This window comes from Streptosporangium amethystogenes (assembly GCF_000721075.1).
GTDB lineage: Bacteria > Actinomycetota > Actinomycetes > Streptosporangiales > Streptosporangiaceae > Streptosporangium > Streptosporangium amethystogenes.
This window is the reverse complement of the sequence record NZ_JOEQ01000015.1, coordinates 100,154-119,500: the sequence shown is the minus strand read 5'-3', so window position 1 is coordinate 119,500 and position 19,347 is coordinate 100,154. Positions and strand designations below refer to the sequence as shown.

General features: G+C 70.8%; 18 protein-coding genes and 2 pseudogenes. 10 read left to right on the top strand and 10 right to left on the bottom strand.

All coding sequences use genetic code 11. From position 1 onward, the window contains the following. Positions 1-103 precede the first annotated feature (103 nt). The 3 genes and pseudogenes from IG98_RS0122270 to IG98_RS53455 form a co-directional block, all read left to right on the top strand. The gene (locus IG98_RS0122270) at positions 104-976 is read left to right on the top strand and encodes an alpha/beta fold hydrolase (RefSeq protein ID WP_030915264.1); all 873 of its coding nucleotides are present in this window, start codon (positions 104-106) and stop codon (positions 974-976) included. A 6-nt stretch (positions 977-982) separates the two neighbouring features. After that, positions 983-1,537, top strand: a complete 555-nt coding sequence (locus IG98_RS0122265) for a nucleoside/nucleotide kinase family protein (protein ID WP_030915261.1) — start codon at positions 983-985, stop codon at positions 1,535-1,537. 16 nt (positions 1,538-1,553) lie between these two features. Then, positions 1,554-1,715 (top strand): annotated as a pseudogene (locus tag IG98_RS53455) (HAD-IA family hydrolase); the annotation flags it as partial. A 27-nt stretch (positions 1,716-1,742) separates the two neighbouring features. Here IG98_RS53455 and IG98_RS53450 read toward each other — a convergent pair. The 3 genes from IG98_RS53450 to IG98_RS0122250 are packed head-to-tail and all read right to left on the bottom strand — an operon-like array spanning position 1,743 to position 4,945. Then, positions 1,743-2,534: a sugar phosphate isomerase/epimerase family protein gene (locus IG98_RS53450; RefSeq protein ID WP_245651664.1), complete on the bottom strand. Its 792-nt coding sequence runs from the start codon at positions 2,532-2,534 to the stop codon at positions 1,743-1,745. 8 nt (positions 2,535-2,542) lie between these two features. Beyond that, on the bottom strand, positions 2,543-3,538 hold the full coding sequence (gene cydB, locus IG98_RS0122255; RefSeq protein WP_030915252.1) for a cytochrome d ubiquinol oxidase subunit II: 996 nt from the start codon (positions 3,536-3,538) through the stop codon (positions 2,543-2,545). A gap of 21 nt (positions 3,539-3,559) precedes the next feature. Further along, positions 3,560-4,945, bottom strand: a complete 1,386-nt coding sequence (locus IG98_RS0122250; RefSeq protein ID WP_030915249.1) for a cytochrome ubiquinol oxidase subunit I — start codon at positions 4,943-4,945, stop codon at positions 3,560-3,562. Positions 4,946-5,240: 295 nt separating this feature from the next. On the opposite strand from IG98_RS0122250, the gene IG98_RS0122245 reads away from it, so the two are divergent. The 6 genes and pseudogenes from IG98_RS0122245 to IG98_RS0122220 form a co-directional block, all read left to right on the top strand. Continuing rightward, positions 5,241-5,915, top strand: a complete 675-nt coding sequence (locus IG98_RS0122245; protein WP_030915245.1) for a pyridoxamine 5'-phosphate oxidase family protein — start codon at positions 5,241-5,243, stop codon at positions 5,913-5,915. 11 nt (positions 5,916-5,926) lie between these two features. Further along, on the top strand, positions 5,927-6,934 hold the full coding sequence (locus IG98_RS0122240) for a zinc-binding alcohol dehydrogenase family protein (protein WP_030915242.1): 1,008 nt from the start codon (positions 5,927-5,929) through the stop codon (positions 6,932-6,934). 45 nt (positions 6,935-6,979) lie between these two features. Next, positions 6,980-7,609 carry a TetR/AcrR family transcriptional regulator gene (locus tag IG98_RS0122235; RefSeq protein WP_051752610.1) on the top strand — a complete coding sequence of 210 codons (630 nt, stop codon included), beginning with the start codon at positions 6,980-6,982 and terminating at the stop codon, positions 7,607-7,609. A gap of 155 nt (positions 7,610-7,764) precedes the next feature. After that, positions 7,765-8,436, top strand: coding sequence for a serine/threonine-protein kinase (locus IG98_RS0122230; protein ID WP_157594455.1), 672 nt, complete (start codon positions 7,765-7,767; stop codon positions 8,434-8,436). After that, positions 8,415-8,927 carry a hypothetical protein gene (locus IG98_RS47130; RefSeq protein ID WP_157594454.1) on the top strand — a complete coding sequence of 171 codons (513 nt, stop codon included), beginning with the start codon at positions 8,415-8,417 and terminating at the stop codon, positions 8,925-8,927. The genes IG98_RS0122230 and IG98_RS47130 overlap by 22 nt, the downstream gene beginning before the upstream one ends. A 335-nt stretch (positions 8,928-9,262) precedes the next feature. Continuing rightward, positions 9,263-10,216 (top strand): annotated as a pseudogene (locus IG98_RS0122220) (RNA polymerase sigma factor); the annotation flags it as partial. A gap of 14 nt (positions 10,217-10,230) precedes the next feature. On the opposite strand, the gene IG98_RS0122215 reads toward IG98_RS0122220, so the two are convergent. From IG98_RS0122215 to IG98_RS0122200, 4 genes are all read right to left on the bottom strand, one after another. Continuing rightward, on the bottom strand, positions 10,231-11,070 hold the full coding sequence (locus tag IG98_RS0122215; RefSeq protein WP_030915227.1) for an NAD(P)H-binding protein: 840 nt from the start codon (positions 11,068-11,070) through the stop codon (positions 10,231-10,233). Positions 11,071-11,363: 293 nt separating this feature from the next. Further along, a complete protein-coding gene (locus tag IG98_RS0122210; RefSeq protein ID WP_030915224.1) occupies positions 11,364-12,359 on the bottom strand; it encodes an ABC transporter substrate-binding protein in 996 nt (331 codons plus the stop codon). A 12-nt stretch (positions 12,360-12,371) separates the two neighbouring features. Continuing rightward, the gene (locus IG98_RS0122205; protein WP_030915221.1) at positions 12,372-13,403 is read right to left on the bottom strand and encodes a LacI family DNA-binding transcriptional regulator; all 1,032 of its coding nucleotides are present in this window, start codon (positions 13,401-13,403) and stop codon (positions 12,372-12,374) included. Between the two features lie 417 nt (positions 13,404-13,820). After that, positions 13,821-14,993 (bottom strand): UDP-N-acetylglucosamine--N-acetylmuramyl-(pentapeptide) pyrophosphoryl-undecaprenol N-acetylglucosamine transferase, encoded by a 1,173-nt coding sequence (locus IG98_RS0122200; RefSeq protein ID WP_030915218.1) that lies wholly within the window; start codon positions 14,991-14,993, stop codon positions 13,821-13,823. Positions 14,994-15,207: 214 nt separating this feature from the next. Here IG98_RS0122200 and IG98_RS0122195 point away from each other — a divergent pair, with 214 nt between their 5' ends. Beyond that, positions 15,208-16,419, top strand: coding sequence for a leucine-rich repeat domain-containing protein (locus tag IG98_RS0122195; protein WP_030915214.1), 1,212 nt, complete (start codon positions 15,208-15,210; stop codon positions 16,417-16,419). 56 nt (positions 16,420-16,475) lie between these two features. Here the strand turns inward: IG98_RS0122195 and IG98_RS0122190 are convergent, their stop codons facing one another. The 3 genes from IG98_RS0122190 to IG98_RS0122180 form a co-directional block, all read right to left on the bottom strand. After that, positions 16,476-16,754: a hypothetical protein gene (locus IG98_RS0122190; protein WP_030915211.1), complete on the bottom strand. Its 279-nt coding sequence runs from the start codon at positions 16,752-16,754 to the stop codon at positions 16,476-16,478. Positions 16,755-16,801: 47 nt separating this feature from the next. Then, a complete protein-coding gene (locus IG98_RS0122185) occupies positions 16,802-17,278 on the bottom strand; it encodes a hypothetical protein (protein WP_030915208.1) in 477 nt (158 codons plus the stop codon). Positions 17,279-17,691: 413 nt separating this feature from the next. Next, positions 17,692-19,248 carry an FAD-dependent monooxygenase gene (locus tag IG98_RS0122180; protein ID WP_030915205.1) on the bottom strand — a complete coding sequence of 519 codons (1,557 nt, stop codon included), beginning with the start codon at positions 19,246-19,248 and terminating at the stop codon, positions 17,692-17,694. Between the last annotated feature and the right edge of the window lie 99 nt (positions 19,249-19,347).

Here is a 19,347-nt window from a genome sequence, read left to right as displayed (position 1 = left end):
CATGCCGAAGACAGCCGGGCGGGCGGGGTGCGGGCCCCCTGCGGCGCTTCGTCGATGGCGAACACGCGTTCCAGGGGTGGTGTCCACTCGGTAGGTTGCCGGGATGGCGACGATTCGGCGAGACGGCGTGGAAATCGCGTACGACGAGGCGGGCTCCGGTCCCGCGGTGCTGTTCGCACACGCGGGAATAGCCGATCGGCGGATGTGGGAGCACCAGTTCCTGGCGCTGTCGGCGTATTACCGGGTGATCCGCTACGACTGGCGCGGGTACGGCGAGTCCGGTGACGCGGCCGGTGAGTTCGCGCACCACGAGGATCTGCTGGCGGTGCTCGACGCGCTCGGGGTGGAGCGGGCGGCCCTCGTCGGCTGCTCGATGGGGGGCGCGTACGCGCTGGACGCGACCCTTGCCGCCCCTGGACGGGTGACCGCGCTCGCACTGGTCTGCTCGGGTCTGTCCGGGCACGCCTGGCCGGCGGAGATGCTGGAGCAGGCACGGGTGCGCGTGCACAGTGCCGTGCCCGCCGACCGGCTGCGGCGTTACCGCACCGGGGAGGCGGAGACGGTCGACGCCGCGGACGTGGCCGCGATGGCGGAGGCACAGGTCCGCTGGCAGGTCGCCGGGCCGGACCGAGGCCGGGAGGATCTCGACCCCGCGGTGTGGGAGGCGGCCGTCGCGATGTGCCGCGGCGTGTTCGAGCGGCTGTGGAGCGGCCCGCCCTCCGCCGAACGGCAGCTCGATCCACCGGCGAAGGGGCGGCTGGGCGAGATCGAGGTGCCCACGCTGGTGGTCAACGGACTCGCCGACGTGCCGCAGATCCAGGCGGCGTCCGGCCTGCTGGCCGACGGCATCGCGGGGGCACGCCGGCTGGACCTGCCGCGGACCGGTCACCTACCGCCACTGGAGCGGCCGGTGGAGATGACCTCCGCGCTGGCGGAGTTCCTCGGGGCGCTTCATCGGCCCGCCGGGCCGGGGTGACGCGCGATGACGCCGGCCGTGAACGGCCACGCGCCGTGGATCTCCGCCTGGCTGCGCGCCCGCCCCGCCGGAGCGGGGCGCACCCGGGTCCTGGCCGTCGAGGGGCGGTCGGGGGCGGGGAAGTCCACCCTCGCCACCGCCGTGGCCGCGGAGCCGGCCGCTCCCGTCGTACGGATGGACGACCTCTACCCGGGGTGGGACGGCCTGCTGAGCGGGGTCGACGCGCTGGTCGAGTGGATCCTGCTGCCGCTGAGCCTGAACCGGCCCGCGCGATGGCGACGCTACGACTGGGCACACGGCGCGTACGCCGAGTGGCGCGAGGTTCCGGCCACCGGGACCCTGATCGTCGACGGCACCGGCTCCGGCGCGCTGGCCGCCGCGCCGTACCTGAGCGGCCTGCTCTGGCTGGAGGCTGCCGACGAGGTACGCAAGGACCGCGCGCTGGGGCGCGACGGCGAGCTCTACGCACCGCACTGGGAGCGCTGGGCGGCTCAGGAGGAGAGTTTCCACACCCGCGACGACGTCCGTGCCCGCGCCGACCTGACGATCGTCACCGGCTGAGGCGCCGTGGTCCGCGGTGTTCACCCATCGCTTCCACAGCTGCCGACCGGCCCTGGCCAAGCCGGATGCCGCCGTCTTCGAACAGGTCCTGCGCCGGCTCGACGCCGCCCCCGGTGACGTCACCTTTCTCGACGACCGGGCGGTCAACGTCCGCGCCGCGGCGGCACTCGGTATCAACGCCGTCCTCGTGGCATCGGGGCCGAGGTCAGGCCGAGAAGCGCGCCACCCACTCGCGGGCGCCGGGAAGGATCTCCTCCACCGGCGCCACCCGCGGGTACCAGGCACGTTCCCATTCCAGGCAGGCCCAGCCACCGAAGCCGCGCAGCAGATCGCCGCACCCGTCGAGGGGAACCCCGCCCGTCCACAGCGGCACCGGAGTGGTGTCGGTCGCCGAGACCGCGTCCTTGATCTGCACGTACGCGAGGTGATCGCCCAGCGCCGCCAGGGTGTCGGCGGGCGCCTCGCCGTGACGCCACGGGTGCAGCACGTCCCACAGCGCGCCCGCGGTCTCGGGCACGCCGGCGGCGTCCAGCAGCCGTCCGACCGCGGCACCGGTCGGCATGGCGTCGTGGGTCTCCACCAGCACCCGTACCCCGGACTCGGCGCACAGGTCCGCGACCGCCCGCAGCCGCCGCGCCCCCGCCTCGAGGTCCTGCCCACCGGGAAAGACCCGCACGGCGGGAGCGCCCAGGTCCGCGGCGAGGACCAGGTCCTCGCGGAGTTCCCGCACCACGGGTTCGTCCGGGCCGGTCACGGCGATCCCGACATATCCCGCGAGAGCGGAGATCTCCAGCCGGGCCGCCCCGACGGCCGCGCGGACCTCCGCCCGTCGCGCCGGGGAGAGTCCGGCATGGACCCCGGTGTCGGGGTGGAGGCGGAGTTCGAGCCCGGCGCACCCGTACGCCACGGCCGTCTCGACGGCCCGCGCGAGGCCCTGCCCCGGCATGCCGAGCGTGCTGAACGCCAACCGCATCGAGCCCCCTTGGAGAACGTTCATCGTAGACACTAGACCGCGTGGGCGCCTCCGTGGTCGGTGCGGGTCAGCCGGCGGCGGAAGATCCAGTAGGTCCAGCCCTGGTAGGCGAGGACGAGCGGGGTGAAGATGACCGCGACCCACGTCATCACCGTGAGCGTGTACGGGCTGGACGCGGCGTTGTCGACGTTTAGGCTGTTGGCCGGGTCCAGCGCGGGCATCACGTCGGGCCAGAGGTTACCGAAGAGGGTGACCGTGATGGCGATGACGGCCACCGCGTTGGCGGTGAAGGCCCAGCCGTCACGGCCGCGCAGGGTGGCGAGCAGCGCGCCCGCGATCCCGGCGGCGGCCAGTGCGGCGCTCGCCCAGGTGGCGGGCCTGCCGCCGGTGAGCTGGGTGACGGCCAGGAAGGCTCCGCCCACGACCAGCGTGACCACGGCGAGCCTCTTCGCCATGACGGCCGAGCGGGCGCGCAGGTCGCCGTCGGTGCGCAGGGTCAGGAAGAGCGCGCCGTGCAGCACGAACAGCGAGAGCGTGGCCAGGCCACCCAGCAGCGCGTACGGGTTGAGCAGGGTGAGCAGCGTCCCGGTGTACTCGTGGTCGGCGTCCAGCGGGACGCCCCGGACGATGTTGGCGAAGGCCACCCCCCACAGGAAGGCGGGCAGCAGCGATCCGATGAACAGCGTGCGGTCCCAGCCTCGGGTGCTGTCGCTCTTGTTGCGGTACTCGATGGCCACGCCACGCAGGATGAGCGCGACGAGGATGAGGAACAGCGGCAGGTAGAACCCGCTGAACAGGGTCGCGTACCACTCGGGGAAGGCGGCGAAGGTGGCTCCTCCGGCGACCAGCAGCCAGACCTCGTTGCCGTCCCAGACCGGCCCGATGGTGGCCAGGACGGTCCTGCGGTCGGCCTCGTCCCTGCCCAGCAGCGGTAGCAGGATGCCGACGCCGAAGTCGAATCCCTCCAGGACGAAGTAGCCGGTCCACAGCACGGCGATGAGCACGAACCAGACGGTGGTGAGTTCCATGGGGGTTCCTTGGTGGGGGCCTCAGTAGGAGAGCGCGGGGGTGGTGTCTTCGGACGGCTTCTCGGTCTCGTCCTCGGGGCCGAGGCGGATGAACTTCAGCAGCAGCCGGACTTCGGTCGCCGCGAGCACCGCGTAGAGAAGGGTGAAGCCGACCAGGGTGATCGCGACCTCGGTGACGTCGACGCCCGGTGAGACGGCGGCCGCGGTACGCATCAGCCCGAAGACGGTCCAGGGCTGGCGGCCCATCTCGGTGAAGATCCATCCCAGCGAGTTGGCCAGGAAGGGCAGCGCGATGCCGGCGATGGCGATCCGGTGGAACCACGGGCTGGCGGGAAGTCTGCCGCGGCGGGTGAACCAGAGCCCGGCCAGGGCCAGCAGCGCGGCCAGCATGCCGAAGCCGATCATCAACCGGAAGGACCAGTAGGCCAGGCCGACCACCGGCCGGTAGTCGCCGGGGCCGTAGATGCTCTCGTAGCGGGCCTGGATGTCGTTGATGCCCTCCACCTCGCCGTCCAGCGTGTTGGTGGACAGCAGGCTGAGGCCGTAGGGGATCTGCAGGTTGATGTGGTTGCGCCCGTTCTCGACATCGCCGACGGCGAATATCGAGAAGCCGGCGGAGCTCTCGTCCTCCCACAGCGCCTCGGCGGCGGCCATCTTCATCGGCTGCTGCTCGGTCATGATCTGCGCCTGCCAGTGCCCGGAGAGGGACACGCCGATCGCGGAGACCACGGTCACGGCCATGGCCACCCGCGCCGAGACGCGGAAGAGCTCCACGTGCCTCTTCCTGAGCAGCTGCCAGGCGCTCACCCCGGCGACGAACATTCCGGCGGCGACGAACGCGCCGAATATGACGTGCGGGAAGGTGACCAGGGTGGTGGAGTTGGTGAGCACCGCCCAGATGTCGGTGAGTTCCGCGCGGCCGGTCTCGGGGTTGAGGCGGTAGCCGACCGGGTGCTGCATCCAGGAGTTGGCGGCGAGGATGAAGTAGGCCGACAGGTTGGTGCCGATCGCGGCGATCCAGATCGTGGCCAGATGGACCCTGGGCGACAGCCGCTCCCAACCGAAGATCCACAATCCGAGGAAGGTGGACTCCAGGAAGAAGGCCATCAGTCCCTCCATCGCCAGCGGCGCGCCGAACACGTCACCGACGAAACGGGAGTAGTCACTCCAGTTCATCCCGAACTGGAACTCCTGCACGATGCCGGTGACCACCCCCATCGCGAAGTTGATCAGGAACAGACGTCCCCAGAACTTCGTCATCCGCAGGTAGGTGGGATTGCCCGTACGGTGCCAGGCGGTCTGGAATCCCGCGACGAGTACCGACAGACCGATCGTCAGCGGCACGAACAGGAAGTGGTAGACCGTCGTAATCCCAAACTGCCAGCGCGACAGGTCCAAGACGTCCATCGATGCTCCGTCTCATGAGTGATATCTCCGCAAGGATTCCGATTAGGGGGGTTTGCCACGTAGGGCCGCCGGGCCCTGATCGGAGGGACCTTGGTCCTGCCCCCTCGCCCCCATATCCGGGACTTATGGCCCTCGCCGTGGAAGATCCCGAACGCCGACGAGGTTTCCGCAGGTGAGGTGGCGGGTTAGGGGTGTGTGGCTGAGGGGGAGGCCTCAGATGATGTCGATCGAGGAACGCGGAGCCGGAGGAGCCCCGGACTCGCAGCGACATCGATCTTCTCAGTGGGAGAAACCCATGACCGGACGCAGATCGGCGCCGGGCGACCTTGGCCGCCGGATCGCCAGACGACGCGAGGATCTCGGCCTCAGCCGGGAGGAGTTGGCGAGGCGGGCCGGAATCGATCCCGGTTATCTCGCCTACCTGGAGGAGTCCGTGGCCTCACCGAACACCGGCACCGTGAACCGGGTGGCCACCGCCCTGGACACCAGGCCCGAGGAACTGCTCGGCAAGTACACCGACCTGCCGCCCGGTCACGGCCCGGCAACGGGTCGCCCCGTGCTGGAGAAGCTTGACCGGGACGAGTGCCTGCGGCTCATCACCCCCGGGGGGGTGGGCAGGATCGCCTTCGAGGGGGCCGACGGTCCGGTGATCCTTCCGGTCAACTACGCCCTGCACGGCGACTCGGTGATCTTCCGCACCGCCTTCGGCGGCCCGCTCGACGCTTCCCTGCGCACCGGGGTCCAGGGGGTCGAGTGCAAGGTCGCCTTCGAGGTCGACCGGATCGACGACGCCTGCCACGAGGGCTGGAGCGTACTGGTGCGCGGCGGGATCCAGCACGTCTCCTCCGAGGAGGACCGGGCCGCCCTGGCGGCGCTGGGCGTCCGGCCGTGGGCGGGAGGCGAGCGGGAACTGTACGTGAGAATCACCGCCGTCGAGGTCAGCGGCCGGCGCATCCGGCGCGGCCTGTGATCCCCTCGGAGATGGACGCCTGGGTCGTCGCCCACCCGGGGCCGATCCTCTCGCGTCCCCTGCGACGGGTCCGCGTCCCGGTCCCCTCCCCCGGGCCCGGCGAGGTGCTGGTCCGCGTCGAGGTCTGCGCGGTCTGCCGGACCGACCTGCATCTCGCCGAGGGCGACCTGCGGCCACGCCGTCCGAGGACCACACCCGGCCACGAGGCCGTGGGCCGGGTGGTGGCCGCCGGTCCCGGCGCCGGGCGGCTGTCGCCGGGCACCCGGGTGGGCGCGGCCTGGCTCCGCTCGACCTGCGGTCACTGCCGCTACTGCCTGCGTGGCTCGGAGAACCTCTGCCCCCGCTCGACCTACACCGGCTGGGACGCCGACGGCGGCTACGCCGAATACCTGACCGTTCCCGAGGACTTCGCCTACCCGCTGCCGCCGGAGACGCCGGCGGAGAAGCTGGCACCGCTGCTGTGCGCCGGGATCATCGGCTACCGCGCACTGCTCCGCAGTGACCTTCCTCCCGGCGGGCGCCTGGGCATCTACGGTTTCGGCGCCTCGGCGCATCTGACCGCGCAGATCGCCATCGCCCAGGGCGCGACGGTGCACGTGCTGACCCGCTCGGCCAGGGCCAGGGAACTGGCCATGACGCTGGGCGCGGCCTCGGCGGGCGACGCCGCGGACGCCCCGCCCGAGCCGCTGGACTCGGCGATCCTGTTCGCCCCGGTGGGCGAGCTGGTACCGGTCGCACTGTCCGCGCTGGACCGGGGCGGCACCCTCGCGGTGGCGGGCATCCATCTCAGCGACATCCCGCCGCTGACCTATGATCGCCACCTGTTCCAGGAGCGCACCCTGCGCAGCGTCACCGCCAACACCCGGGCCGACGGCCGGGCCTACCTGGAACTCGCCAGGGCCCACCCGCCCCGGGTGACCACGGTGCTCTATCCCCTGGCCGAGGCCGACCTGGCCCTGGCCGACCTGGCCGCCGACCGGGTCGAAGGGGCCGCCGTCCTGATGATCTCCTCCCCCTGACCGGGTAGGTGATCGCCGCTCCACCCCGTTGCTAGCATCGGGTCCATGCCACGCCCGCGAACCGTCAGCGACGAGGCGATCTTCGCCGCGGTCTCGGAGGTCGTCAGCCAGGTCGGTCCCGCCAGGCTCACCCTGGCGGCCGTCGCCAAGAAGGCGGGACTCTCGCCCGCCACCCTGGTGCAGCGCTTCGGTTCCAAGCGCGCGCTGCTGCTGAGCCTTCACCAGGGCGACACCGAGTACGTCCGCCGGCGGCTGCGCGTGGCGGGCTCCCGGAACGGGATCCTTGACACGCTGCTGGACAACCTGGCGGCCCTGGCCGAGCCGGTCTCCGACCCCGTGGCCTTCTCCAACCACCTCGCCGTCCTCCACCAGGATCTCAGCGACCCCGAGTTCCACGCCCAGGCGCGGGCACACGCCCGCGCCATGCGTGAGGAGATCCACGACCTGCTCGTCAGGGCCACGGAGGCCGGCGAACTCCTGCCCACCGACCTCGCACAGCTGGCCCGCTCCGTGCAGTCGACCTACAACGGCGCACTGGTCACCTGGGCGGTCCATCGCGAGGCGCCGCTGGAGACCTGGCTCCGCCGCGAACTCGACGCGGTTCTCGCCCCCTGGCGTGCCACCGGGAGAGCACGGGATACGAGCTTTCCACTTCGTACTATTGAATCCTCATAATTAGTGATCTCAAGGTAGATGCCCCGGAGAGGAAGCCAGACCATACCTGACGTCGGCCCCATCCAGGCGGGGATCCCGAGCGTGTGGACGAGTACCGGGTAACGGGGCGACTGGGAGAGGACGTCTACCTTGCCACGCCCCCCTCGGGAGACCGGATGGTCGTGCGACTGCTGCCCGCCGACGTGGACCGCGAGCGGTTCCGGGAGGCGATGGAGCCGCTACGGGAGATGTCCGCCTTCTGCACCGCCCAGGTTCTGGACAGCGGGGTGGACGGCGACAGGCCGTACATCGTCAGCGAGTACGTCGACGGCCCGACGCTTCAGGAGGTGGTGACCTCCGAGGGCGTTCTCGGCGCGCTCCCCGACGATCTGCGCGGGCTGATCACAGCCTGCCTCGCCAAGGACCCCGCGCGGCGGCCGGGCGCGAGCGACGCCCTGCTCCGGCTGGTCGGCGAGTTCCTGACATCCGACCTGATATCCCCCCGCCCCCCTCACGCCCGGCCCCCCTCCACCGGTCCGGCGCGGCGCCCCCGCACGCTGCCGCTGGTCGCGGGCGCGCTGGCCGTTTTCTCTTCCGCGCCGGCCGGTGCGAAAGCGGCGCAGGAGTCGGCGAATCATGGAGGGCGGCGTCCGCCTGGAACGACCCGGGATTTCGTCTCCCCCGATCGCCGCCAAGGCGTGCGGGACAGTCACCTCAAGCGGTCTCCCGCTCGCCAAAGGTTTCGATGTCTTCGCAGAGCGACTGAAAAACCAGTTCAGACACAAATGACTTTGACCTGCCACCGAAGATTGGTCATATTTGCGCAATGGTCAAACTACGCCCCCTAGCGGGAGTGATCCTCACATCCGTTCTGCTGACCGGCTCCATTGCCGTCACCCCCGCGGCCGCCTCGACCGCGGAGACCGTCACGGTCTCCATCACGGAGGCGGCGGCACGGCCGAGCAACGGAAAGATCCTCTACTCCCGCTACAGCCGCGGGCAGGGCACCCTGAAGATCAAGAACGGCAACCGGACGGACACCGTCGTCACCCTGGTCCGTGGCAGGTCCAAGGCACTCAGCGTCTACGTCCGCGCACGGTCCACCGCCACCGTCAGGGTGGTCAAGGACGGCACCTACACCATCTTCTACACCTCCGGCTACAGGTTCAGCACCTCCAGAGGCAGGTTCACCCGCGATCCCTCCTACCGGCGTTTCGACAAGCGGCTGAGGTTCGTCACGACCTCCACCAGTACGACCATCTGGACCCTCACCCTCACTCCCATCAGGGGAGGCAACGCCCGCACCCGCGGCGTCTCTCCGGGCGACTTCCCAGCCTGACCCCCCGAGATCCCGTCCCGTACATCTGACCGCCATCGCGACGCCCGCAGCGTCACCGAAGGGCGGCCGGGCCGCCTCCCCGCCCGGGGAGGCGGCCCGGCCGCCCGCTCGGCGGCGGAACCCGACGACCCGCCCCCCCACCATGAACGCCCCGGCGGCGGAAGCTCTCCGCTCCCAGCGAAGGAAACGACGGCGAGCCAGGCGCCGCAGCACACCTTCGCGGGACGTACCTTGAACTGCACGGGTTGTTGTATCTGACCAGACCCGGGGAAGGTGTGAACACCATGGAAGCCGCCACCGTGGAAGGCACCGTTGAGGAAGACGAACTCGTCCTGACCGACGACGACGAGATGCCCGCCGCCCTGGAGGCGAGTGTCGGAGCGAGCACCGATCCGGTCAAGGACTATCTCAAGCAGATCGGCAGGATTCCCCTGCTCAACGCCGAGCAGGAGGTCGAGCTCGCCAGACGCATCGAGGCAGGCCTGTTCGCCACCGAGCGGCTCAACGACAGCGATCTACTCCAGCCCGACGTGCGCGCGGAGCTCGAATGGCTCGCCGAGGACGGCCACCGGGCCAAGAACCATCTACTGGAGGCCAACCTGCGCCTGGTGGTGTCGCTGGCCAAGCGCCACACCGGCCGGGGCATGCTGTTCCTGGACCTGATCCAGGAGGGCAACCTGGGCTTGATCCGCGCCGTGGAGAAGTTCGACTACACCAAGGGGTTCAAGTTCTCCACGTACGCCACCTGGTGGATCAAGCAGGCGATCACCCGGGCGCTCGCCGACCAGGCCCGCACCATCCGCATCCCCGTGCACATGGTCGAGGTGATCAACAAACTGGCGCGTGTGCACCGGCAGATGACGACGGACCTGGGCCGCGAGCCCACCCCCGAGGAACTGGCCGTGGAACTGGAGATGACCCCGGAACGGGTCGTCGAGGTCCAGGGGTACGGTCGGGAGCCGATCTCCCTGCACAGCCCGCTGGGCACCGAGGGCGACAGCGAGTTCGGCGACCTCATCGAGGACTCCGAGGCGATCACCCCCGAGGACGCGGTGGCCTCCGCGCTGCTTCAGGAGCAGTTGCACACGATCCTGGAGGCGTTGTCGGAGCGTGAGGCCGGGGTGGTGGCGATGCGGTTCGGGCTTGGCGACGGGCGGCCGAAGACCCTGGAGGAGATCGGCCGCGCCTACGGGGTGACCCGCGAGCGCATCCGGCAGATCGAGTCCAAGACCATGACGAAGCTGCGCCACCCCTCGCGCTCGCGGGCCCTGCGCGACTATCTGACCTGATCGGCCGCCGGAGCTCAGCCGCCCATGCGCGCGACGAGGGCGGCGGCCGTCTCCTCCAGGCCGGCGGGCGGCCGGCCGAGCAGGCGCGCGAGGTCGGGGCCGGTCGCCGCCAGGGCACCCGCGCGCACCGCGGGGAACAGACTTCCCAGCCAGCCGGCCTCCTCGTCGGTGACCTCCCGATAGCCGACGGGGCCGCCCAGGACGCGCGTGAGGACCACGGCAAGCTCCGGATAGGTCCAGAGCGGGCCGTACAGCTCGTAGGTGGCGTTCTCGTGCCCTGCGCCGGTCAGGGCTGCACTCGCCGCCAGCGCCAGGTCGCGGAGCCGCGCGGTGTTGAGCGGCCGGCCTCCGGTGGAGGAGATGATCTCGCCGGTCTGCCTCGCCTGGGCCAGTGCGGTCCCCAGGAAGGCCTCGGAGTAGAACGCGTTGCGCAGCACGGTGTAGGCCGTCCCCGACTCGTGAAGCGCCTTTTCCGTGGCCCTGTGGTCGGCGGCCGGGCCGCCGACCACAGGGTCGTTCTCCGCACCGGCAGCACCGGTGTAGACGATCCGGCGCACTCCCGCCCGGACGGCGCGGTCGATGACGGTGCGGTGCTGCCGCAGACGGACCCCGGGCGTCAGGTCCGGGCCGGACACCAGGAGCAGGACCTCGATCCCCTGGAGAGCGGCGTCGAGGGAGACGGCGTCGTCGTGGTCTCCCCGGCGCACCTCGACACCGCGGCCCGGCAGGTCGGCCGCCTTCTCCGGGGTGCGGGCGAGGGCGACGAGGTCGCCGGGAGGGACCTTGGCGAGCAGGTCCTCGACGACGAGGCGTCCTAGATTTCCGGTTACACCGGTTACCGCGATCCTGGTCAACTACGGCTCTTATTTTCCGGCCCCCGCGAGCGGCCTGGTCGGTGACGGCATGGAGATGCCGAGGGAGCGTATCGGCGACGGGCCTTCGCCCGCCTCCGATTTAACTCCCGCCATCGCTCCGGGCCGTCACCGCCGTCCGGTGAGGACCGGGTTGCCCACCGGGCTCTCCGGGCACGCGACGGTGTCGCCGCACCGTCGTCTCCCGGGCGGATCGGATCGCCGACGTCCGGCTCCCCGGCGTCGGCGGCCCCCGGCCACCGGCGAGGCCCCGGGGGACCTCGCCGCCGGCACGGCTAGTACTTGCGATCGGGCAGGGCCGCCTTGGCCTGCTCGGGGGTGAAGGTGGTCTCCTCGGTAAGGACCCGCTGCGGGATCTGCTCGCCCTTGACCGCCTTCTTGACCAGGTCCATCAGTTGCGGGCCGAGCAGCGGGCTGCACTCCGCGATGAAGTTGATCTTCCCGTCGGCCAGGGCCTGCATGCCGTCCTTGACCGCGTCGATGGTAATGATCTTAATGTCGGTGCCCGGCTTGAGTCCCGCGCCCTCGATCGCCTCGATCGCCCCCAGACCCATGTCGTCGTTGTGCGCGAACAGGACGTCGATGTCCTTGTGCGCCTTGAGGAAGGCCTCCATGACCTCCTTGCCCTTGGCGCGGGTGAAGTCACCGGTCTGCGAGGCGATGATCTTGAACTTGGGGTCGGCCGCGATGGCGTCCCCGAAACCCTTCTTCCTGTCATTGGCGGGCGCGGAGCCCGTGGTGCCCTGAAGTTCGACGATGTTGACCGGGCCCGACTCGCCCTCGTACTCCTTGACCAGCCACTCGCCGGACTTCTGGCCCTCGATGACGAAGTCGGAGCCGATGAAGGTCCGGTAGAGCGAGGTGTCGGCGGAGTCGACGGCCCGGTCGGTCAGGATGACCGGGATGCCGGCGTCCTTGACCTCCTTCAGCACGGTGTCCCAGCCCGACTCGACCACCGGCGAGAAGGCGATCGCGTCGACCTTCTGCTGGATGAACGAGCGGATGGCCTTGATCTGGTTCTCCTGCTTCTGCTGGGCGTCGGAGAACTTCAGATCGATACCGGCCTCCTTGGCCGCCTCCTGGACGGACTTGGTGTTCGCGCTCCGCCAGCCGCTCTCCGCGCCGACCTGCGAGAAGCCGAGCGTGATCCGGTCGGATCCACCACCGGTCCCGGCGTCACCACCACCGGTCCCGGCGTCACCACCGCCGCAGGCGGTGAGCACGAGGGTCAGAAGCCCTGCGGCCAGCGCCGCGGGCACTTTCTTGAACATGGTTTCTCTCTTTCAGTGGGGGGCGGGACCGCTGCTCTCCCTGACCACCAGTTCGGGTTCCACAATGCGCGGGCCTTCTTGCTCGGTGCCCTGGATACGGTCGAGTAGCAGCCGGAAAGCGTGCCGGCCGACCTCGCCGAAGTTCTGCCTGACCGTCGTCAGCGGCGGCCAGAAGTAGGCGGCCTCGGGCACGTCGTCGAAGCCCACCACACTCACGTCCTCGGGGACGCGCCGGCCGGCCTCGCGCAGGGCCCGCAGCACCCCCAGGGTCATCTGGTCGTTGGCCACGAAGACCGCCGTGACCGACGGATCGTCGGCCAGCCGCTTACCGAGCCGGTAGCCGGAGTAGGCACTCCAGTCACCGGCCGCCGCCTCGGGCACCGACCGCCCCTCGGCCTCCAGAACGGATCGCCACCCCTCGACCCGTCCCCTGGCATCAATCCAGTTGGGAGGGCCGGACAGGTGCCAGACCGTCTCGTGGCCGAGGCTCAGCAGGTGTCGCGTCGCCCGTACGGCGCCACCGCGCTGGTCGACCATGACGACGGGGACCGGGATGTCCTCCCCGGCGTCCACCGCCACCACCGGGAGACCGGGCGAGAGGTGGCGCAGGCCGTCGGCGGCCGACTCGTGGGGGGCGACGATGACGATGCCGTCGACCGACTGCGCGCGCAGCCGCTCGACCCCCTCACCGATCGACCTGCGATTCAGCGCGCCGAGGCTGGCGATGTTGACCACGTAGTCGTTCTGCCTGGCCGCCTGCTCGATCGCGTAGAGCGTGGAGGCGGGCCCGTACAGGGTGGTGTCGAAGCTGACCACGCCGAGTACGCCCGAGCGACCCGTGACGAGCTGGCGCGCGGCCGGGTTGGGCCGGTAGCCGAGCTTGTTCACCGCCGCCATGACGCGCGCCCGGGTCTCGGGGCGCACCCTGTCGGGCGCGTTCAGCGCTCGCGACACGGTCATGGCGGAGACCCCGGCGAGCTCGGCGACGTCGTCGAGCACCGCCGGTCTGGTCCGTGCCCTGCCGTCGTCGGAGCTCGGTGTCATGGGTTCCTCGCCATGTTTCGCTGGGGTTACCAGAGTGTTTGCGATAACACCGAACCTGTCAATACCGAGGAAGACACCTTTTCTCCGCTCTGCCCAGCTAGCTGGATTTCCCCTTCCAACCGGAGGTTCTTCCCGAATCGTGACACCGGATACTCTTGACGCCCCAGCTGGTAGCGCTAACAATCAGAGCCCGATGACCGCCCCCTCCCACCCCACGCCCAAGGGCCTGGATCCCCGACGACGGCGAACCCGTCCCGCGGCGGCGCCGACTCGGCGACCAGCCGATCCGGTACCGCCGCCGATCCGCCCCACATCACCCCAAGGCGACCGCCCCACGGCCGGTCACCTCTCCGACCCCGCGTTCTCGGCGCGTCTCATGGACGGGCTCCGAGCTTCTTCACCGATGGGCCCACCGGTTCAGCCTGCCTTGCCGTCCACCCTCGCCTCCTCCAGGAGCACCAGGGCCAGCGCGTCGGCGGCGTCGACACGGCCGAGGGAGCCCGCGGCGCCGGCCATGGCGGCCCGAGCGCCCGGATCCCGCAGGAGCGCGTCCAACTCGGCCAGGAGCGCCTCGGCGGTCGGACCGTTCTCCAGCAGTGCCCGGGCGGCACCCGCCTCGGCGAGATAGCGGGCGTTCTGACGCTGCTCGTCGGCGGCGGAGGGCACCAGGGGGATGAGGACGGACGCCTTGCCCACGGCGGTCAGCTCGGCGACGGTGCCCGCGCCACTTCGGGAGACCACGACATCGGCCGCGGCGAACACGTCGGCCAGCTCCGCGCCGACGTACGGCACAGGGTGGTAACGATCGCGCAGCCGCTCGGGAAGCCCCTCGGCGGTACGGGTGAGCTGACCGATCCAGTCGGGGCCGCACTGGTGGAGCACCTGCGCCCTGGCCAGCAGTTCGGGCAGGATCGTCTCGACCATGGTGTTGATCTGACGGCTGCCCTGCGCGCCGCCGGTCACGTAGACCACGGGCAGGTCGGGTGAGAGCCCGAAGTGGCGCCGTCCGGCGTCGACGTTGCCGCGCAGCAGATGGGGACGGACCGGGTTGCCGGTGACCACGGCCCGGTCGCGCACCCCGGCGGGCAGGTGCTCGATCGAGGAGGGGTGGGTCAGCGCGATCCGCCGGGCGAAGCGCGACAGGATGCGGTTGGCCAGACCCAGCGAGGTGATCTGCTCGTGCATGACCAGCGGGCGGCCCAGCACCCGGGAGGCGACGCCCAGCGGCACGCAGACGTACCCGCCGGTCGACAGCACCACGTCGGGGCGGTAGCGGGCGGCGATACCGAAGGCCTGGAGCACGCCGACAGGGATCCGGAACATGTCCACGAGGTTGGTGACCAGCTCACGCGGGTTGGACGAGCGCCTGAGCTTCCCGGCCTTGATGGCCCGGAACGGGATGCCGTGCTCCGCCGCGATGCGGGCCTCCAGGCCGGTCGCCGTACCGACCCAGAGCACGTCCAGGCTGAGCCCCCGCGCACCGGCGTGGTCGCGCAGGGCCGCGACCGTGGTCAGCGCGGGGTAGGTGTGGCCACCGGTTCCGCCTCCGGTGACGAGCAACCGCAGGGTCCGGTGATTGCCGGCGTCCATGTCTGTCCATCCTTCCGATGTCACAATGATTCGTGTTCGCGGGGCGCACCGGAGTTCTCCGGGCCCCGGGCACGGTACCCGAGGTCCCAGTGAAGATCCACTTTGCCCTTCGTCGCCGGGCGGTCGCGCCCGGTGGTTTCTCCGACACGCCCGGCATCCGGGAGCGTCGCTCGAACGGCGCACGGCATTCGTTGCGGTGAGTACCGTATGTGACATGGATTTGACGGAAGAGCATTTCGCCGGGGCGTCGGAGCGTCTTGGTGACGCGCTGGCGGTGCTCCGGCAGCGAGCCGGGGCCGGCGCGGAGGCGCTGGACTATTTCGGTGACATCGCCGAAGAGCTGCATCCGATCGGATCCTGGCTACGGCGACCGGCTCAGGCCGCGGAGTGGCCGCACCACATCATGCCTCCTGTCTACGGCCTGCTGTTCGCTCAGGCGTGGTCGCTGGCGTTTCCCGGCGAGGCGCCCTCGGTCTTCCCCCACGGCGCGGAGCGGACCGAGTCCGGGTGGACCGTGCAGCGGGCCACCATCTGGCTCGGCGACACCTACGTTCCCGGTTGGCTGGATGTGAAGGCACCGCTGATCGTGATCGGTTCGCTGGTGGTGGAGGGGCTCCTCGACGACGGCGACGTCTCGGAGAGCTATCTCGCGGTGACCGGTGACCTGCGGGCCCGCGCGATCCACAGCGCGGCGGACCACCTGGTGCTCGGCACCGTCGCCGCGGGAGTGATCTTCTGTTCCGGCAACGACGGCTCCCTCGTCGCGGGCCGGGACATCGTGGCGGACCTGTTCGTGCCCGCCGAGCACGCGTACGAGCACTACGGCCTGCTGCGGGCCGGTGTCGTCGGTGTCGGCGACCGCGCCGACATCGTGGCCGAGCGGCTGGCGCCGTGGCTGCCCTCGGGCTACGTCCGCCTCGGCGGGCTGGGCGAGCCGGTGGACCGCTGGCGTGTCCTGCAGGAGGCCGCCGCCGGGCGGTCACCGGTGCTCGCCCAGCCCCGGCCGGTGATACTCCCGCCGCCGGCGCTCCTGCTCTCGGCCCTCGCCGCACCGGCCGGGGTGACGGAGCTCGACCTGTCCGGCAGCCGCCTGCACCGCGTCCCCGAGGACATCTCGGCCCTCACCTCGCTGACCCGGCTGGACCTGGAGCACACACCGCTGACCGGCCTGGACGGCATCGAGGGGCTGCACACGCTGGAGCACCTGTCGATCAGGAACACGCCCGTGCGGTCGCTGGCCCCGCTCCAGGCGCTGAAGGATCTCCGTCACCTCGACGTCTCCTACTGCGAGGACGTCCAGGACTGGGCCGTGCTCCTCGACCTGCCCTCGCTCGACACGCTCGTCGCGCACGGCTGCGCCCTTCCGGCGCACGTACGCGCGCAGCTCGTCGCCAGGCTCAGCGACCGGATCATCGGGCGGGGCTAGGCGAGCAGACAAGGAGGACGGCCGGGCCCCCGAAAGGGGCACCGGCCGAAGAGCTCTCACAGGCCGTAACGGCTCTTGAGATGGCGCCGCCAGTCACGGAACATCCACTTGTCGAACTCGGTGATCTGAGCGGTGCTTCCCACCTTCATGAGGAAGCCTCCGACGCCGCCGGGCGTGTACGAGACGGGCGGGGCCGGGGTCGCGGGCCCGCCGAAGGTGGGCAGTCCGATGCTCTGCACCGCCGAGGCGGGGGTGTAGAGCGTGAGCGAGGTCGCGGTGAGAAGCAGGGTGACGGCGGCGGTCAGCGACCGCCGGGCGCGGGAGAGGACGGGCATCGCTTCACATCTCTCGGAGGGGGGTTGACGCGGGGGCCTGCGTGTTCCTAGAGAGCCATCCATTCCAGGACACCGGTCGAGTAGCCGGTTCTGGAGGTGATGCTCAGTCTCAGCCGGGTGGTCGAGACCGGGGTGAACGTGGTGACGTTGTAGGTGTTCGCCGTGACGCCGCAGGCCGACTGGCCGGGCACGTCGACGTAGGCGCTGCCGTTCCAGTACTGCACCTTGCAGGAGGCGGGCAGGTCGATGCCCTGGTCGTCGTCGAACCAGTAGGTCGCCACCTTGCCGACGCTCTTGGCGGTGGACCACCGGTACTCGATCCACTCGGTCCCCTGGTGGTTCCAGTTGCCGTACGCGCCGTGGCCGTGGTCGGCGGAGCTCGTCGGGACGTAGCCGTCGTTGATCGCTCCGAGGGTCTCCCACGGAGAGACGTACAAGGTGGAGGCGGCGGTGAGGGCGTGGTTGGTACCGGAGGGCGGCTGGCCGCCTCCCCCTCCGCCGGAGGTCTGCACGACCTTCTGCATGGTGCCGTCGGCGTTCCAGTAGAGCTTGTCCAGGGTGACCGAACGGCGGAAGTTGCCCCCGCCCGGCGACCGGCGCGGGCGCCTTCCGGAGAGAGCCGGCGATCCGGCCGTGGCCGAGGCCGGTTCACCGAAACCCCGGACGCTCCCGGGAAGCCGGCGCCGACGGTCACCTCGCGGGCTCCCGTACTCGAAGTACGCGGCGGCCGGACCGTCACCCGGGACCCCGGCCGACGCCTCCTTCGCGAATCAGGGGAGTGCTCAGGTGGCCGTTGACGGCTTCGCGGGGCCGGAGTGCACCGAGCTGCCGAGCACGAGACGGAGCGGGTCGCGACGACGGCGGTCGCGGACGACGAGATGCTGGTCGAGATCCGCATCCCGGCGCGGCCGGACGGGTCGAGCGCCTACGAGAAGACCTATGCGGGAACGCCGAACCAGGTGGCCAGCGCCTCCCGCAGGCCGAAGCTCACAGGGTCGCCCGTTTCCTCGTCAGGGGCCGTCCAGGCGACGTAGCCGTCCGGGCGGATCAGCAGCCCGGCGGGGACCCGCCGACTGGAAGTGGCGGTGACGACGTCCACCCGGTCCTTCCAGCCCGTCACCGTCTCATCCAACTCGTCGCCCCCGCCGAGGTCGAGGAGGAGCGGCCGGGCGCCGTGCGTCAGGTCCGCGAGCCGCACGGTGCCCGCGTCCGTGACGAGGGAGAGATCCGGTACCGAACGGCCGAGGAGGGGGTGCGGCACCGGACGGGCACTCCCCATGTCATAGCGGATGTCCGAACCCGCCATGAGCTCGGCGATGTGCCGCCGGTTCTCCTGGTGTTCGAGCAGCTCGGCGAAGAGTTCGCGCAGCGCGGTGACCTCCTCGCCGGGGGCGAGCAGGGCGGTCTGCGCCCGGATGTGCATGACGACCCGCCGGCCCACGGGGTGCCGTTCGTCGTGGTAGGTGTCGAGCAGTCCCGGCGGCGCCCAGCCGTGAACCTCGGCGGCGAGTTTCCAGCCGAGGTTCACGGCATCCTGCAGGCCGAGGTTGAGCCCGGGACCGCCGACCGCGGAGTGCACGTGCGCGGCGTCCCCGGCCACCAGCACGCGACCGGCGCGGTAGCGGTCGGCCAGGCGGGTGTTGCCGCTGGTGAGGCGGCGGAGCACATGGGGTCCTCGACCCGCGGGCGGGGTCATCGGCAGGTCGGCCCCGAGCACCCTGTGCACGCTGTCACGCAACTCCTCCAGGGTCATCGGCACCCGCTCGTCGATCTGCTCCCGCCGTCCCCACTCCATGGTGGTCACGAGGTGCACGCCCGGCTCGAACGACGCGAGGGCGAACACCCCGTGCGCGGTTCGGTGCATCATGAACGGCCTCCAGCGTGCCCCGGCCAGCAGCAGCTCGCCGGTCGCGGGGTCGAGCACGGAGGTGGGCAGGACCGCGTGGGCGCTGCGCGACACGATGTCCTCGGCGGTGACGCCGGGAAAGCCGATACCCGCCCGCTTCCGTACGACGCTGTGGGCTCCGTCGCAGCCGACCAGATAGCGGGTGCGCAGCTCGTAGTCTCCGCCGGGGGCATGGACGGCGACCGTGACACCGTCCCCGTCCTGCGCCAGGTCCACCAGTTCGTGGCCGCGCCGGATCTCCACCCCGAGTTCCAGCGCCCGCTCCTGTAACAGCTGCTCCAGGCGGCGCTGTGGGAGCGGGAGGATGTGCAGCGGGCCGGGGTCCAGCGTGCTCAGGTCCAGGTGCATGCCGCCGAACATGAAGAACGGCGCGGGAACCGGGGGGTGTGAGGCACCGGTGAACCGCCGGTACAGGCCCCGGCTGTCGAGAACCTGGACCACCTGCCCGACCAGGCCGTTGGCCCTGGGCTCCTCGCCCGGCTCCGGCAGCCGCTCCAGCAGCACCGGGCGGACGCCCGCCAGGCTCAGCTCACAGGCCAGCATCAGCCCGTTCGGGCCGCCACCGGTGATCACAACGTCAACGGACATCGCAAACCTCCTTGGTCGGATGAGGGAGCGGGCGCGATGGCACACCGCCCGCCGGAGGTCGGCGGAACAGCCATGGCCCGCATACGGCCATGCGTTGAA